We start from the raw sequence: 14960 nt of genomic DNA on the forward strand, positions 1-14960 counted from the left end.
CGCGCCGGCCTTCACACCCGTGCACTAGTCGGTCAATATCCGCCTGAACCGGTAGACGGCCACGGCTATGAGGCAAACGGCGAACCCGGCCAGAACCGCGAGTTCCAGGGAAATCGAACCGAAGCTGCCTTCGCGGTAGATCAAGTCCTTGAATCCCCTCAAAGCCCAATAATGGGGTGTTGCCTTGGAGATCGTCTGCATCGTCGTCGGGAAGATCTCGAACGGGACCATCGCTCCGCCGACTGCCGCGAGCATCAACCCGGCCAGGACACCGAAAGAGCCCGCCTGTTCGGCGGTGCGGAACACGGACCCGGCGAGCATGGCGATGCCGGTACCGACCAGTGCAAACACCGTCACCACGACGATGGCGAGCCAGACATTGCCCCAATCGATGTTGAACCCGAATGCGGTGCCCAACAGTATCAAGAGGCCCTGGAGGAATGCGATGGCGAAACGGCCGAGCCCTTCTCCGATCAAGACCGTGCCGGCACCCGTTGGCGTCGACAGCATGCGACGGGAAACTCCAAGCGTTCGCGAGAGAATCAGCTTGTCCGCCGCCGTCAGCGAAGTCAGGAACATGAACAGCACCAGCATGCCCTGGGCGGAGTGATCGATCGGATCGAAACCTGCCGGAAACACGGACTCCCCCGCAGTCACGGTTTCCACTCGGACTCCCGGCACCGTCTCTCGCATGGATTCGACCATCGCCAGGTTCGACTCGAGCTCTCCGATACCTTCTGAAGCTGCGAAACGGGCTGCCCTGACCGTGGCGCTCTGCACCGCGATCGCTGCGCCGACGGACTCCTTCAACGTCCCGCCGAGGGTGTTGGGTGGTGCGTAATAGCGCAATGAGACCGACTCGCCGGTCTCCACGGCGTCGCTGTAGTCGGCGGGAACCACGAGGCCGGCATCAACGCGGTTGCGGGCTACACCGTCGATCAAAGCCGCTTCATCGGCGAAGGCCACGAGGTCAACCGAACTGCTCTCGAGGGTATCGAGCAAATCCACTCCCAGAGATCCTCCGCTGCCCTCGATGACGCCGAGCTTGGGATTGAACGAACCTCCGAACGCCGCACCCATCACGAGCACAATGATGAACGGCAGCAGGATGATGAAGAACAAACCCAGGCGATCACGCATCAACCGGATCAAGTTCACCCGGGCGATCGCGAAGGCTTTCATCTTCCCATCACCAACCGTCTGGCGCGCATCAGCCCGACGGTCCCGGTAGCCGCACCGATCGCCACCATCACTCCCACCGCCGGAAGCGCATCGGCCACCGTGCCCGAGACGGAGGCCAGTTCGTCGAGCCCGCGCAGAAACCAGGCATGCGGTGTGATCAAGCTCAGACTCGACACGAACTCGGGGGCCCGATCGAGGCTGAAGAACGTTCCGCCGAGGATCGCCAGTGACATAGCCAGAATGGCATTCCAGCCGGAGGCCTGCTCCTCGGTCTTTGCCATCGTGGCGGCCATGGCCGACACGCCGGTGGCGGAAACAACTCCACCGAAGGTCAGCAATGCAACCCCCAGGGGACTCCCCCATTCGGCCCCCAACAACAGCGTCGAGGCGACGATCAGCACCGTCATCGCCACCACTCCGAGCACAAAGCCGGTCAGCGCTTTGCCTATCACGATCGTCCAGGGGCCGAGGGGCGCGGCAACGAGGCGCGGCAGAGTTCCCTGCCGCCGCTCCGAGAGCAGGCTGAGGATCCCGAACTGAGCGGTGAAGAACAAGAACATGATGGCCATGGACGCGGAGTAGAAGGTCTTGTCCGACATCTGTTTGGAGTCGGCCTCGGCCTCTTCCACGAGGATCGAGGGCTCGAACGCCGCGGCCCGCGACGACAGGTCGGCGATCGCCCCCGGCTGCACGGTCGTGAATCCACCCAGCGCGGCTGCCACGGACAGAGAGACTGCGTTGACCTCCTCTGCGTATCCCGTTGCGATGGCCTCGGCGATCTGCGTCGCCAGTGCCGCGTCGATGTTGCCGATGATCGTCAGCGTGGCATCCCGGCCGCTCATGATCGCCTCCGAGAAACCTTCCGGAATGACGAAGGCTGCGCCCATCTCACCGCCCTCGACCAGGGCTGCCGCGCCGGCCCGGTCGTCGACCACGGTGAGGTCGGCAAAACCGGCCTCCACTACACCGGGTAGCACCTGCGAGGTCAGCAGAGCTGACACCGGTCCCCCATCCAGGTCAACTACCGCATATTGCGTATGGAAGCTCTGAGCGGTCGGCAGCAGCAATGAGAAGACCGTCGCGAGCGCAAACGGTGCGATGATCCCCATGATGATGGCGGAGCGATCCCGAATTCTCTGCCGGAGGTCTTTGGCGGCGATGATCAGTACGGCCCGCACCTCAGTCCCTCAACGCCTTTCCGGTGAGGTGCAGGAACACCGCCTCCAGGTCGGGTTCGACTACGTCCACACCTTTGACCGAGGCGCCGGCCTCTGCGATGGAACGAAGCAAAGAGGGAAGTATCACGCGTGCGTCGTTGGTCAGGATCTCGATGCCGCTATCGGAACGATTCGCCTCCTCAACTCCGCCGACCAGGCGAGCCGCGGCCGCTGCGGCATCGATGTCGCCGTCTGCGGCAACTCGAACCCGATCGCGTTGCCCGACCAGCTCAACCAGTTCCCGGCGCGTGCCCTCGGCCCTGATCAGGCCCTGATCGATGATGCCGACCCGGTCGCAGAGACGCTCGGCTTCCTCCATGTAGTGAGTCGTGTAGAGGACGGCCATGCCTTCCCCGGACAGGCGTTCGACACTATCGAGGATCGCATTCCTGCTCTGCGGATCGACACCAACGGTCGGCTCATCGAGGATCAGAAGACGCGGTTCGTGGATCAGGCCGATGCCGATGTTGAGCCTTCGCTTCATACCCCCGGAGAACTCCTCCGTCTTGTCGTCGCGACGGTCGGCCAGCCCGGTGACCTCCAGGACGGCATTGGTTCGTGCCTTCAACTGCTTGCCCGTCAACCCGTAGAGCCTGCCGAAGAAAGCGAGGTTCTCCTCCGCAGTGAGGTCGGGATAGATGGCCAGATCCTGAGGAACATATCCGATCCACTGCTTGGCATGAATCTGGCCCACGTCGATTGGCTCGCCGATCACGGTGACTTCCCCCGCATCCCTGCTCAGGAGGCCGCAAACCATCGAGATCGTCGTCGTCTTGCCGGCTCCGTTGGGTCCCAGCAGACCGTACGTCTCGCCGAGATCGATATGGAAGCCGACCCCTGCGACCGCTTTGCGGTCGCCGTACGACTTGTGGAGGTCGCGACAATCGAGCACTCTCGAATCACCGCTCATCGTGTTATCCCCTTGGTTGTGCTCGGCTACAGCGTGCAGGAGCAGCAACCAGACCAGCAGGAGCCGCGTATGCTGCCCACCGCACACGGCGCGAGACTACCCGCCGCGCCGCCGCCCGACCTCATCGAACAGACCCCTGCCAAACCTTGTTCGAAGAGCGCGGCAGAGGGATACTGACTGAACAGTGTTTTACGACCGGCGCAACGCAGGGGAACAACTCGCCGTCGAGCTCCGCTCCTACCGGAGCGAGAAACCTGTGGTTCTCGGGCTCCCGCGAGGAGGCGTAGTCGTCGGAGCTCCGATCGCAGCCGAGTTGTCCTGCCCGCTCGACATCATTGTGGTCCGGAAACTGGGTGCTCCCGGCCGGCCCGAGCTCGGAATCGGGGCAATCGCCGAACACGGCGTGCGGGTACTGAACGATGACCTCATCGGATACTTGCGGGTGTCCGAGGAATACGTGGCCGAGGTCACCGGGCGCGAACGGATCGAGTTGGAGAGAAGGGTCGAGCAGTACCGGCGGGGCAAGCCCGAGATCGAGCTCCGAGAAAGGACGGCCATCGTCGTCGACGACGGATTGGCCACCGGATTCACCGCCCGGGCTGCCGTTCTGGCCGCTCGGGAACGCGGCGCCCGCCAAGTCGTTCTCGCAGTCCCAGTCGGAGCAGAGGACACGGTCGCGGCACTCGCCGACCTGGCCGATCGCGTGGTGGCCCTGTCGGTTCCGAGAGACTTCCAGGCGGTCGGATTCTGGTATCGAAACTTCACACAAACCAGCGACAAGGACGTCCTCAACGCACTGTCCGGTGGCGGGAACACCCCGCTCAACCACTAAGACGGGCCGCCGGACCGGCGGCTGGAAGGCTCAGCTCAGCAGAACCACGGTTCGGTGAGCCGCGGCCTCCCTTCGCCGCTTGCCAGCCGGACTGCGTCCTCATTCATTCCGGCCGCGTTGAGTATCGCCCGGGTCATGGCCTCGAGAACCTCGTCCCGGGGTCGACCTTCCATCCGCTCCATCAAATCAACGAGCCGGCCGTGTAGTTCATCCAAGCGCCGGTCCGACGCCTCCCACGCAAAGGTGAGTGCGCCCGGATCAAACTCACCGACTTCCAGCTGATCGGGTGGGAGATTCAACAGCAGCGAGCCGCGCGGAATGAGGAGACGGATGGTCAGCTGGATCGGGTCGACGTCGACGCCGTGCAGTTCCATGAACTGCAGCATTGCTACCAGATCCTGCATAGTGGTCCAGGGAGTGAACGGAAGCCAGGTGGGGCGAATGTCGATAGCGGCGGCTCGCAGGAGATGCACAGATTCGGCCATGTCGGCGACCGTGTGGCCCTTGTCGAGTCTCTGCAGCGTTTCGTCGTTGGTCGACTCGAACGCGGAAACCACAAACACGAGACCCAGCTCGGCCATCCGCGGAAGGAGATCACGGTGGCGGAGAATGTGTTCCACCTTGATGGTGGCATCGAAGGTGAGATCGGGATGCCGGCTGCGCGTTTCCTCGAGAACTCGCAGCGCGTGCGACGGTCCGTTGAGGAAATCCGGGTCGGCGAAGCTGATGTGCCTGGCCCCCGCCGCCACCTGCGCATCGATGTCTTGGGCTATCAGCCGGCGGTCGACCACTCTGAAAGCACCGTCGTAGACCGTCGGGACCGGGCAATGCCTGCAACGGTACCGGCAACCGCGCGATGCCGTGGTCGAACCGGCCACTCGGCGCTCCCCGCCCAGCTCGACGCCCACGTATTCCGTCAACCCGGCGAGGCCCGTCCTGTCGGGCGCGACCGTTATCGCCGATCTCTCGAGGTCCACGTGTGATCCGCGGCGGACGCCGGCCGCCCAGCGAAGGAGCCCCGGCTCGTATTCCCCGGCGACCGCGCTCGCTCCGGCGGGCAGATCCGCGGCGGCCGCATACAAGCCGTAGAAGCACAGGGGCAGTTCCGGACGGGATGCGTTCAGTTGCCTGCTCGCCTGCAATGCCACTTTCATCGCCGTGTGCATCGGAACCGCGAAGGCGACTGCCTCGGCCCATTCGACATCGAGCGGTTTCAGAGGCCCGAGGGAGAGATCACAGGTGCGGATGTCGTGCCCGGCCCCGCCCAGCGCCGATGCAGCCGAAGCGACGTGAAACGGCTGATGACCCAGTTCGTACGACGAGACGAGAAGAATCTTCACAGCGCCGCATCCTACGGTCGAAGCGAAACAACCGTGCCTACGGCTGCTCCGGCTTGGGCTGCACACCGGCGTGGGTAAATCCGAACCTGCCCTTTATGCAGAGGTTCCCGGAGGTCACATCGTGGTCCGGCGGGGAGTCCACCCTCACAATCACACCATCCTGAACGGTGAGCTCGAGGTTGCAACCGACACCGCAGTAGGGGCAAACGGTACGCGTAACCGACTGCCGATCCGCAGCCCATCCGCCGGCAGCACGTAAATCGAACTCCGTCTTGGGAATCAAGGCGCCGGTAGGACAGACGGCGATGCAGTTCCCGCAGTAGACGCAGGCAGAATCCGGCAGTTCGATCTCGAACTCCGTTGATATGCGGGCCTCGAACCCGCGACCGGCGACGCTGATCGCGAACGTGTTCTGGGCTTCCGGTCCACATGCGTTCACGCACTGGTAGCAGAGGATGCACTTCGCGTAGTCCCGCACATAGAGGTCGTCCTGGATCAGCGGCGGCCGGGCGACGCTCGCAAATGAGAGCCCATCGGGTCGATCATGCTGTCCCGGCCTGGTTGCAACGGCCGTCCCTCCGGTGTCGAGGGTTGGCCCGAAACGACCCGGGTCGACGTCGTACTCCCGCATCCAGGCTCCGGTATCTTCTGAGACGAGTGACAGATCGACCGACGAGGCGAGCATCTCGAAGACCAGCTTGCGAGCGTGCCGCACGCGCGGGCTGTCTGAGGAGACAACCATCCCCTCTTCGAGCAACCGTGAACAGGCCGGAACCAGCGGGCGACTCCCCTCCACCTCGACCACGCACACACGGCAGACATTGGGAGCAGTCGTATGCTCGAGGTAGCAGAGCGTCGGCGTTTGGACGCCATTGGCGGACAGGGCGCGAATCAGCGTGACTCCGGCGGGCGCAACGGCGCGCTCTCCGTCGAGAATGAACTCGAGGCTGCTCATGGGTCGCCTCCGATGAGGCCGAGGTCGAGAGCGGATACGACCGCATTCGCGGCCGTCTGGCCCAGACCACAAATCGAAGCGTCCGTCATCGCCCGGCCGACCTCTCTGATCAAACCTCCGGAATCGAAGCCGGATCCGGCTCGCACCATGAGCTCCTCCTGGCGCACGGTCCCGATACGGCAGGGTGCACATTGACCACAGGACTCATCCCGGAAGAACGCCGCGATACGAGAAACCACGTCGAACATGTCTGCTTCGGTATCGAACACCACTACCGCCCCGGATCCGAGAGAGGCGTTTCTCTCGATCGCCGCTTCGTTGGCAAGCGGCAGGTCGAGTGCCTCCGGTCCGAGGAAGGTTCCCGCCGCCCCACCGAGCAACACCGATCCCAGAGACGTCGAACGCCGCATGCCGCCCGTTTCCTTGCGCATTCCGCCCGCCAGGGCCACGAGATCTCCCAGCGGTGTCCCGAACGGAACCTCGTATACGCCCGGTTTCGCCACGTGTCCGGAAACCGAGAACACTTTGGTGCCCGGCGACTTCGGCGTCCCGAGCCGGCGATACGCATCGGCCCCTTCGGTGATGATGAACAGCACATTGAGCAGAGTTTCCACGTTGTTGACCACGGTCGGCCGTCCGAACAAGCCGACCTGGGTCGGGTAAGGAGGCTTGTTGCGGGGTTCGCCCCGATATCCTTCGATCGAGTTGAACAACGCGGTCTCCTCACCGCAGATGTAGGCGCCTGCGCCGATTCGCAGCTCGATGTCGAAAGAGATTCCGCGGCCGATTAGATCCGCGCCGAGCAAGCCGGCCTCCCGGGCGGCGGCAAGCGCAACTTCGAGCCTCCGCCGGGCCACCGGATACTCTCCACGCAGATATATGAATCCCCTTTCGGCACCCACCGACACGCCGGCAATCGTCAATGCTTCGATCAGCGCGAACGGGTCCTGCTCGATCAGCACGCGATCCTTGAACGTTCCGGGCTCGGATTCGTCGGCATTGGCGATCACGAAACGGGGCGCCGCCTCAGCGGCCGCCATCTTCCACTTGACGCCGGTCGGGAAACCGGCTCCGCCCCGCCCGGTCAAACCTGATTCTGAGATGAGTTCCCGGACGCTCTCTGCACCCATCTCCACTGCTCGATGGAGTGCGGCATATCCGCCGCCGGCCCGGTAGTCGTGGAGGGAAGAGGGATCGACTCTGTCGATGATTCGCCGGAGCAACCGCACCTCAGCCTGCCCCTGGGGAGTGGCAGACCGCTCGATGCCCAGGTCGACGTTCATCGCCCCGAGTTCGGCCAGGCCGGCGATCGCCCGGCCAGACAGGTCGGCGTGAACAGGCCCGTGGTCGAAATCCTCCGCACCGGTTCGTTGGACGAACAGAGCGGGAGCCCTGTCGCACCTGCCGAGACAGGGGCTGCGATGCCAGGTGACGGAATCGCCGGAACCCTCAGGACCGAAAACCCTCTCGCACTCGTCGACGACTTCCAAGGCTCCGTTGGCACGGCAGGCGATGTCGTCGCATATGTGCAGAACGTCGGGCGCCTGCGGAGTCAGCGAGAACATGCTGTAGAACGAAGCCACTCCGTAGGCGTCGGCCGGCGGCACCGCGATCGCCGCTCCGAGGTAGTTCAACGCGCCGTGGCTTATCCAGCCGACCTCGGCCTGCAAAGCATGCAGGCCCGGCAGCAGAAGGTCCCGCCGCTCGCGACTGCGGGGACGCTCCAGTCTGGCCACTTCTGTCGGCCCCGTCTCCGAGGTGTGAGCCGACATGAAACGATCGACTGCGGCCCGTTCGGCCTCGGTCGCTTCTGCGTCTGCAAAGTGGAGATCCAAGTCAGGCCCCGATCTTCTCTACCCGGATTGCGGAAGCCTTGAACTCTGCGGTTCCGGACCGTGGATCCCAGGCGTCGATCGTCAACACGTTGACGTCCACCTCCGCCGGAAAATGAAAAGCCATGAAGGCCAGTCCCGGCCGGAGATTCCGATCCACTCGTACGGGCGCCTCCACTGCACCTCGCCGCGAGACCACCCTCACCACCTCGCCGGCTTCGACCCCGAGGTTGCGGACGTCGTCCGGATCGAGATCGATCGTCCCTCCCAACCGCTTCGGCGACGACATCTGCCCGGTCTGGACGCCTGTGTTGTACGACTCGAGGTGGCGGCCCGTTGTCAGCCTGATCGGATACTCCTCGGTCAGTTCATCCACGGGTGCAACATGCTCGACCGGCACGAACGGGGCAAGCGGACCCTCGGGAGGATCCGCCCACAAGCGTCCGTGGAGAAACAGATCACCCGGATCATCCTCAGAACGGCACGGCCACTGCAGGCCACCCTCTGCCTCCAGCCGGGCATAACTCATTCCGGCGTGCATGGGAGAGAGCTTCCGGAGTTCGTCCCAAATCTCCTCGGCCGACGGCTCGCCCAGGTCGGTGCCCAGTCTTGAAGCGACGGCAGAGATGATGTCGGTATCGGTTCTTGCCCCTCGGGGAGCTTCCACGGCCTTGCGCACTCGCTGGACGCGACGTTCCGATGAGGTGACCGTGCCGTCGGCCTCGGCCCAGGATGCCGCAGCCGGCAGCACAACGTCCGCCATCTCGGCGGTCTTGGTCAGATAGAGGTCCTGAACGATGAGCGAATCGAGACCTCCCAGCAGATCCCGAACCCGCTCGGCCTGCGCCTCGCTCTGGGCGGGGTTCTCACCGATCACGTAGAGACTGTGCAGGTGGCCCTGCTCCATCGCATCGAACATCTGGCTGATATTCCAGCCGGATGTTGCCGGAAGCGGCTTTCCCCAGGCGACCTCGAACTTCGATCTGAGCTCGTCGTTCTCGACGTCCTGAAAGCCGGGGAGCTTGTTCGGCAAGGCTCCCATGTCGCCTCCACCCTGCACGTTGTTCTGTCCTCGAATGGGCACCAGCCCAGACCCGTACCGACCCACGTGCCCGGTGAGGAGGGCGAGGTTGATGAGAGCAAACACGTTGTCGGACCCGTTGTGGTGTTCGGTGATTCCCAGGGTCCAGCAGAGTTGGGCGGTGCCGGCCTTGGCGTAGGCATGGGCGAGTTCGCGGATTCCTTCCGCCGGGACACCGGTGACGGCTTCCGCTCGCTCGAGTGTCCACGGTTCGACCGATTCCCGGTACCGATCGAAGCCGGTGGTTGCAGATCGAATGAACTCGTCGTTGGTCAAACCGGCCGCGATGATCTCGCGCCCGACCGCATTGGCGAGGGCGATATCTGAGCCAACGTCGATTCCCAGCCACAAATCGGACCACTGCGCCGAAGAAGACCTTCTCGGGTCGATCGTGTAGAGAGGGGCTCCGTTTCGCAGCCCCTTCAGAAGGTGGTGGAAAAAGATCGGGTGGGTCTCGCGGGCGTTCGAACCCCACAGGATGATGAGATCCGTCTGCTCGATCTCCTCATAGGAGCTGGTTCCGCCTCCCGCCCCAAAAACCGTCGCCAGACCGACGACGCTGGGAGCGTGTCAGGTGCGGTTACATGAATCTATGTTGTTGCTGCCTACCGCCACACGGATGAACTTCTGTGCGAAGAAGTTCATCTCGTTGGTGGCTTTCGAACAGCTGAACATCCCGAACGAGTCCGGACCGTGATCCTCCACGGCGCTCCGGATGCCTTGAGCGGCCCGGTCTAGCGCGTGGTCCCACGAGGTTGGACGGAGTTCGCCGTCCTCCCGGACCAGCGGCTGGGTCAGCCGCTCGTTTCGTCGGTTCACACTGCACCTCCTTCACACAGAAGCTAGCGCGTCCTCCCGGTTTCTCGGCAATGTTGTCAATCCCCGAGAGCAACAGCATTGCTGAGAAAGTCGGAGGGGGTTTCTCGGCAATACTGTTGTTCTCCGCCAACGTCTGTATTGCTGAGAAAATCGGTCAGCGGTCGAGCCAGCGGAAATCCGTGTTACCCCCACTGATGATCACGCCCACCCGGCGCCCTTGGATGTTCATTTTGCGAACGGCGGCCAAGCCGACTGCACCGGAGGGTTCCACAACGACCTTCATCCGTTCGAGGTGGAATCGGGCCGAGTCGACGATCTCCGCTTCGGATACGGTCACGATTTCGACCAGGTGTTCCTGCAGAATGGCGAAGTTCCGCCTTCCCAAACCGGTGAGCAGGCCGTCGCCGAGAGTCTGAGGATTCGACACGGCCGGGTACAGCACCCCATCCCGCAATGATCGGAAAGCATCATCGACTGCCTCAGGCTCGGCTCCGATCACGCGAATCTGATCGTCGACGGCATGAGCCGCAATGGCTGATCCGCTCAGAAGTCCGCCTCCTCCGACGGGCGCAACGAGGACATCCAGGCCGGGCGCGTCTTCCAGCAGTTCCAAAGCAGCCGTCCCCTGGCCGGCTATCACCATTGCATTGTCGTACGGGTGGATGAGTACGGCACCCGTCTCGGCAACCAGCCGGCGCGTGGTTTCCTCCCTCTCGGCCTGTTTACAGAACACGATTTCCGCGCCGTAGCCGCGGACAGCATCGACCTTCACGGCCGGCGCGTGATCCGGCATCACGACCCAGGCGCGAATTCCCCGCACCGAGGCGGCATAGGCAAGTGCCTGACCGTGGTTTCCCGATGAGTGGGTGGCAACACCCCTACTCGCCTCGTCTGCAGACAACGCAAGCACGGCGTTCGTTGCGCCCCGTGCCTTGAAAGCTCCGACCTTCTGCAAGTTCTCACACTTGAAGAACACCTCCGCGTCGAGTTCTCGATTCAGGGTTGAGGAGCTCAATACAGGCGGCCGCCGCACGAACGGCTCTATCCGTTTGGAGGCCGCCAGCACGTCGTCGAAGGTGGGGATGTCCATGGCGGAGAGTGTACGCGGCACCGTCAAAACCGTTGTGCAGGTATTCTCGGTGTTCACCGTTTCTAGGGGCCCAATGATCATCGACGAGTTCATCCAGCAGTTTCCGGATGCCGATCCCGACGAGACTCGCGAGTGGCTCGACTCACTCGACGCGGCCGTCGGCCATGCGGGCCCGCGGCGCGGACAGTATCTGATCAGCCGGTTGATAAAACGCGCCAGGGAGATCGGCGTCGATGTTCCTGCTCTGGTGTCGACCCCGTACATCAACAGCATTCCGCCCGAAGAAGAACCCTGGTTCCCGGGCGATGAGCAGATGGAACGGCGGATTCGCAGAGCCATCCGGTGGAACGCGGCAGTCATGGTCATCAAAGCCAACTACGTAGCGGAAGGAATCGGCGGACACCTTTCGACCTTTGCGTCGTCTGCTGCGCTCTACGACGTGGGATTCAATCATTTCTTCCGTGGAAAGGAGGACGGCCTGCCGGGCGACTCCGTCTATTTCCAGGGCCATGCCGCCCCCGGAATATACGCACGGGCCTACCTCGAGGGGCGGATCACCGAGGAGCAACTGGATCACTTCCGGCGCGAGATCGCCGGCAACGGGCTTTCGTCGTACCCCCATCCCCGGCTGATGCCCGACTTCTGGGAGTTTCCGACGGTTTCGATGGGACTCGGACCGATCAATTCGATCTATCACGCCCGCTTCCTGAAATACCTGCACAACCGTCGTATCGACGACGCAGGTCAATCCCGGGTTTGGTCATTCCTGGGAGACGGCGAGACCGACGAACCTGAGACGCTCGGATCAATCACGCTCGCCGCTCGGGAGAAACTGGACAATCTGACCTGGGTCATCAACTGCAACCTTCAGAGGCTCGATGGACCGGTACGCGGCAACGGGAAGATCATTCAGGAACTCGAAGCGATATTCCGTGGGGCAGGCTGGAACGTCATCAAGGTCATCTGGGGCTCGAACTGGGATCCGCTGCTCGCGGCCGATGCCGGCTCGGTACTGGTCGACAACATGAACCGCCGGGTGGACGGCGACTACCAGCGCTACAAGGCTCACGACGGCGCCTACGTGCGGGAGCATTTCTTCGGCCCCGACCCACGCCTCCGCCACATGGTCGAGCACATGACCGACGATGAGATCTGGGCACTCCGTCGCGGCGGACACGACTACAAGAAGCTCTATGCGGCATACAAACGAGCCACGGAACTCACCGGAGCCCCGACCGTGATCCTCGCCAAGACGATCAAAGGATGGACGCTTGGACCGGATGTCGAGGGCCGGAACGCGACTCATCAGATCAAGAAGCTGAACAACGCCCAGCTGATGAAGCTTCGCACGCGGCTCTCGCTCGACGACGTCATCCCGCCGCTCGGCGATGACGATGAACCTCCATACCTGAAGTTCGAAGAGAACTCCCCCGAGTACAACTATCTGATGGAACGTCGCAGGGCGCTCGACGGACCACTCCCCTCGCGTCGAACGACCATCAGACGGCCGCTGACCCTGCCGGATCCCGCCGTGTTTGCAGAGTTCGACGGCGGATCGGGAAAGAACGAAGTGTCGACGACCATGGCGTTCACGAGACTCCTCCGCAACATGGCGCGTGATGAGCAGTTTGGACCGAGAGTCGTCCCGATCATTCCGGACGAGGGCCGGACATTCGGGATGGACGCGCTCTTCAAAGAGCTCGCCATATACGCCTCTGAAGGCCAGAAGTACGAACCGGTCGACGCGCAGCTGCTGCTCTCCTACACGGAGCGGAAGGACGGACAAATCCTCGAGGAAGGCATCACCGAGGCCGGCTCCATGGCAAGCTTCACCGCCGCCGCCACGTCGTATGCGACCCGGGGCGTACCGATGGTTCCATTCTTCGCCTTCTATTCGATGTTCGGATTCCAGCGAGTCGGTGATCTCATCTGGGCCGCCGCCGACAGCCGGGCGAAGGGTTTCCTGCTCGGGGCCACAGCCGGGAGAACCACGCTGGCCGGCGAAGGACTCCAGCATCAGGATGGCCATAGCCTCCTGCTCGCCTCGGCTGTCCCTGCCTGTGAGGCCTACGACCCGGCCTTCGCCTACGAGATGGCGACAATCATCCGTAGGGGCCTCGATCGGATGTACCGCGACAACGAAGACGTCTTCTACTACCTCACGATCTACAACGAGAACTACGTCCAGCCTCCAAAACCGGACAACGTCGATGATGGAATCATGGCCGGCCTCTATCGGTGGGATGGCGCTCCAGAAGGTGCCAGCCACAAGGCAGCGATTCTCTTCTCCGGTTCGACGCATACCGCGGCTCGTCTGGCTCGCCAAGAACTGGCCGAGAACTTCGATGTCGGTGCAGAGTTGTGGTCGGCAACTTCATACAAGAAGCTGCGTGAAGACGCGCTGGCCACCGATCGATGGAACAGACTCCATCCCGGTGAGGAGCAACGCTATCCCTACGTCGACCGGCTGTCGGCGGTGGGTGGTCCGATCGTTGCGGTCACCGATTTCGTGCAGGCCGTCCCCGATTCAATCGCTCGGTGGGTTCCCGGAACGTACCTCACGTTGGGGACAGACGGCTACGGGCGCTCGGACACGAGGGAGGCGCTGCGACGCTTTTTCGAGATCGATGCCGGACACATCGTCGTTGCCGTTCTGTCAGGCCTCGCCCGTGACGGCGAGATTCCGACCGAGCGGGTCGTCGAGGCGCTCGAGCGATACGACATCGATCCGGATCAACCTGATCCGTTCACGGTCTGAGCAATCCGAATGCCGCCTCCAGTCGGTTCTGCAGCGCGGCCAGGTCCTTCGCGTCCCAGTATTCCGGTTCGGAACGTAGGAACGAAGTCAAGTCGCTCGAGTTGTCGAAGACCGCGGCGGGTACCTGATAGGTGTCGGAACCACTGACTACGTCGATCGTTCCGGGTCGCGTCGCCGAGTCCATCAACCAGACGGCATCATCCCCTCCGTAGTCGCTGATCATCACCTGTTCGGGAACGCCGTGGTACAAGATCGAGCCCTCTTCACCGGTCACTGTGCGCTCCCGATTCTTTCGCCTGCTCTCTTCTGGAGTAACCCTCACGTACAGAATCCGGGCTCGCTCCAGGATCTCCGGAGCGAGCAGCGACAAAGAGTGCCGGTATCCCATGGGCGGCACCGGCGGCAGCGAGGAACCGGCCGACACGCCGCGCGCAAACTCAATCACGATCGTGTTTCCCGGCTCCCATCGGCGCGCTGCGATTTCCTCGAACAGCACCCCGGCCTCGGCTTCGATCCCGAGCTCGATGCGCCTTCTCGAGTGCGGTTCCAACGAGGGGAAGTACGGATCACCTCCGGACTTGTTCCTGGCCGCCGCCAGCCTATCCGTCAGCCAACGACCGGCCGACGTTTCACGAACAGGACGGTGGGTCAGGAAACCGAAGTCCTCGTTGATCAGGTGAATCAGCGTCCCCCAATCACGCGGGTCGACGAATGTGCCGTCGTCGGACGCGAAGAAAGGCGGCTCCAACCCCAGTCCAACTGCTTCTCGAGATAGGCGACGCATCAGGTGCACATAGGGGAAGTCGTCGACCTGGACGGTCGCCCCGATTCCGAGGCTGTGACGGCCGACCTCGGGATCGAGCCATTCCAGGTAGCGGCGAAGCTCGGATTTACCGGAAGCGGGAAGAGCCAGAAGCAGGAGTATCTCGATCATTCGGGGGGAA

Annotated in this window: 11 protein-coding genes; 2 read left to right on the forward strand and 9 right to left on the reverse strand. The window is 63.1% G+C overall.

The window, feature by feature from the left end; translation table 11 throughout:
- Positions 1 to 24 precede the first annotated feature (24 nt).
- Genes VLT15_05055 through VLT15_05065 form a run of 3 tightly spaced genes read right to left on the reverse strand, consistent with a single transcriptional unit; the run spans position 25 to position 3309 of the window.
- Positions 25 to 1182, reverse strand: coding sequence for an ABC transporter permease (locus VLT15_05055; protein ID HSR44586.1), 1158 nt, complete (start codon positions 1180 to 1182; stop codon positions 25 to 27).
- Entirely contained in the window at positions 1179 to 2360 is a 1182-nt protein-coding gene (locus VLT15_05060; protein HSR44587.1) for an ABC transporter permease, read from the reverse strand. The genes VLT15_05055 and VLT15_05060 overlap by 4 nt, the downstream gene beginning before the upstream one ends.
- A gap of 1 nt (position 2361) precedes the next feature.
- The gene (locus VLT15_05065) at positions 2362 to 3309 is read right to left on the reverse strand and encodes an ABC transporter ATP-binding protein (GenBank protein ID HSR44588.1); all 948 of its coding nucleotides are present in this window, start codon (positions 3307 to 3309) and stop codon (positions 2362 to 2364) included.
- Positions 3310 to 3493: 184 nt separating this feature from the next.
- Between VLT15_05065 and VLT15_05070 the strand changes: the two genes are divergently transcribed.
- Positions 3494 to 4141, forward strand: a complete 648-nt coding sequence (locus tag VLT15_05070; GenBank protein ID HSR44589.1) for a phosphoribosyltransferase — start codon at positions 3494 to 3496, stop codon at positions 4139 to 4141.
- Positions 4142 to 4176: 35 nt separating this feature from the next.
- Here VLT15_05070 and VLT15_05075 read toward each other — a convergent pair whose 3' ends face one another.
- From VLT15_05075 to VLT15_05095, 5 genes are all read right to left on the reverse strand, one after another.
- On the reverse strand, positions 4177 to 5481 hold the full coding sequence (locus VLT15_05075) for a radical SAM protein (GenBank protein HSR44590.1): 1305 nt from the start codon (positions 5479 to 5481) through the stop codon (positions 4177 to 4179).
- Between the two features lie 37 nt (positions 5482 to 5518).
- Positions 5519 to 6436, reverse strand: a complete 918-nt coding sequence (locus tag VLT15_05080) for a 2Fe-2S iron-sulfur cluster-binding protein (GenBank protein ID HSR44591.1) — start codon at positions 6434 to 6436, stop codon at positions 5519 to 5521.
- On the reverse strand, positions 6433 to 8271 hold the full coding sequence (locus VLT15_05085; protein HSR44592.1) for an NAD(P)H-dependent oxidoreductase subunit E: 1839 nt from the start codon (positions 8269 to 8271) through the stop codon (positions 6433 to 6435). Before VLT15_05085 ends, VLT15_05080 begins: the two co-directional genes overlap by 4 nt.
- A gap of 1 nt (position 8272) precedes the next feature.
- A complete protein-coding gene (locus tag VLT15_05090; GenBank protein HSR44593.1) occupies positions 8273 to 10168 on the reverse strand; it encodes a molybdopterin-dependent oxidoreductase in 1896 nt (631 codons plus the stop codon).
- Between the two features lie 154 nt (positions 10169 to 10322).
- Positions 10323 to 11258 carry a pyridoxal-phosphate dependent enzyme gene (locus VLT15_05095; protein HSR44594.1) on the reverse strand — a complete coding sequence of 312 codons (936 nt, stop codon included), beginning with the start codon at positions 11256 to 11258 and terminating at the stop codon, positions 10323 to 10325.
- A 73-nt stretch (positions 11259 to 11331) separates the two neighbouring features.
- On the opposite strand from VLT15_05095, the gene aceE reads away from it, so the two are divergent.
- Positions 11332 to 14016, forward strand: a complete 2685-nt coding sequence (aceE, locus tag VLT15_05100) for a pyruvate dehydrogenase (acetyl-transferring), homodimeric type (protein HSR44595.1) — start codon at positions 11332 to 11334, stop codon at positions 14014 to 14016.
- Here the strand turns inward: aceE and VLT15_05105 are convergent.
- A complete protein-coding gene (locus VLT15_05105; protein HSR44596.1) occupies positions 14006 to 14950 on the reverse strand; it encodes a hypothetical protein in 945 nt (314 codons plus the stop codon). The two genes, aceE and VLT15_05105, sit on opposite strands and share 11 nt — an antisense overlap.
- Positions 14951 to 14960 lie beyond the last annotated feature (10 nt).

This window comes from Acidimicrobiia bacterium (assembly GCA_035471805.1).
Classification (GTDB): domain Bacteria; phylum Actinomycetota; class Acidimicrobiia; order Spongiisociales; family JAHEDJ01; genus JAHEDJ01.

Excerpts from the sequence above, each read along its gene's own strand:
- VLT15_05080 (HSR44591.1), bottom strand. The coding sequence starts at position 6,436 with ATGAGCAGCCTCGAGTTCATTCTCGACGGAGAGCGCGCCGTTGCGCCC.
- VLT15_05065 (HSR44588.1), bottom strand. The coding sequence starts at position 3,309 with ATGAGCGGTGATTCGAGAGTGCTCGATTGTCGCGACCTCCACAAGTCG.
- VLT15_05055 (HSR44586.1), bottom strand. The coding sequence starts at position 1,182 with ATGAAAGCCTTCGCGATCGCCCGGGTGAACTTGATCCGGTTGATGCGT.
- VLT15_05105 (HSR44596.1), bottom strand. The coding sequence starts at position 14,950 with ATGATCGAGATACTCCTGCTTCTGGCTCTTCCCGCTTCCGGTAAATCC.
- aceE (HSR44595.1), top strand. The coding sequence starts at position 11,332 with ATGATCATCGACGAGTTCATCCAGCAGTTTCCGGATGCCGATCCCGAC.
- VLT15_05095 (HSR44594.1), bottom strand. The coding sequence starts at position 11,258 with ATGGACATCCCCACCTTCGACGACGTGCTGGCGGCCTCCAAACGGATA.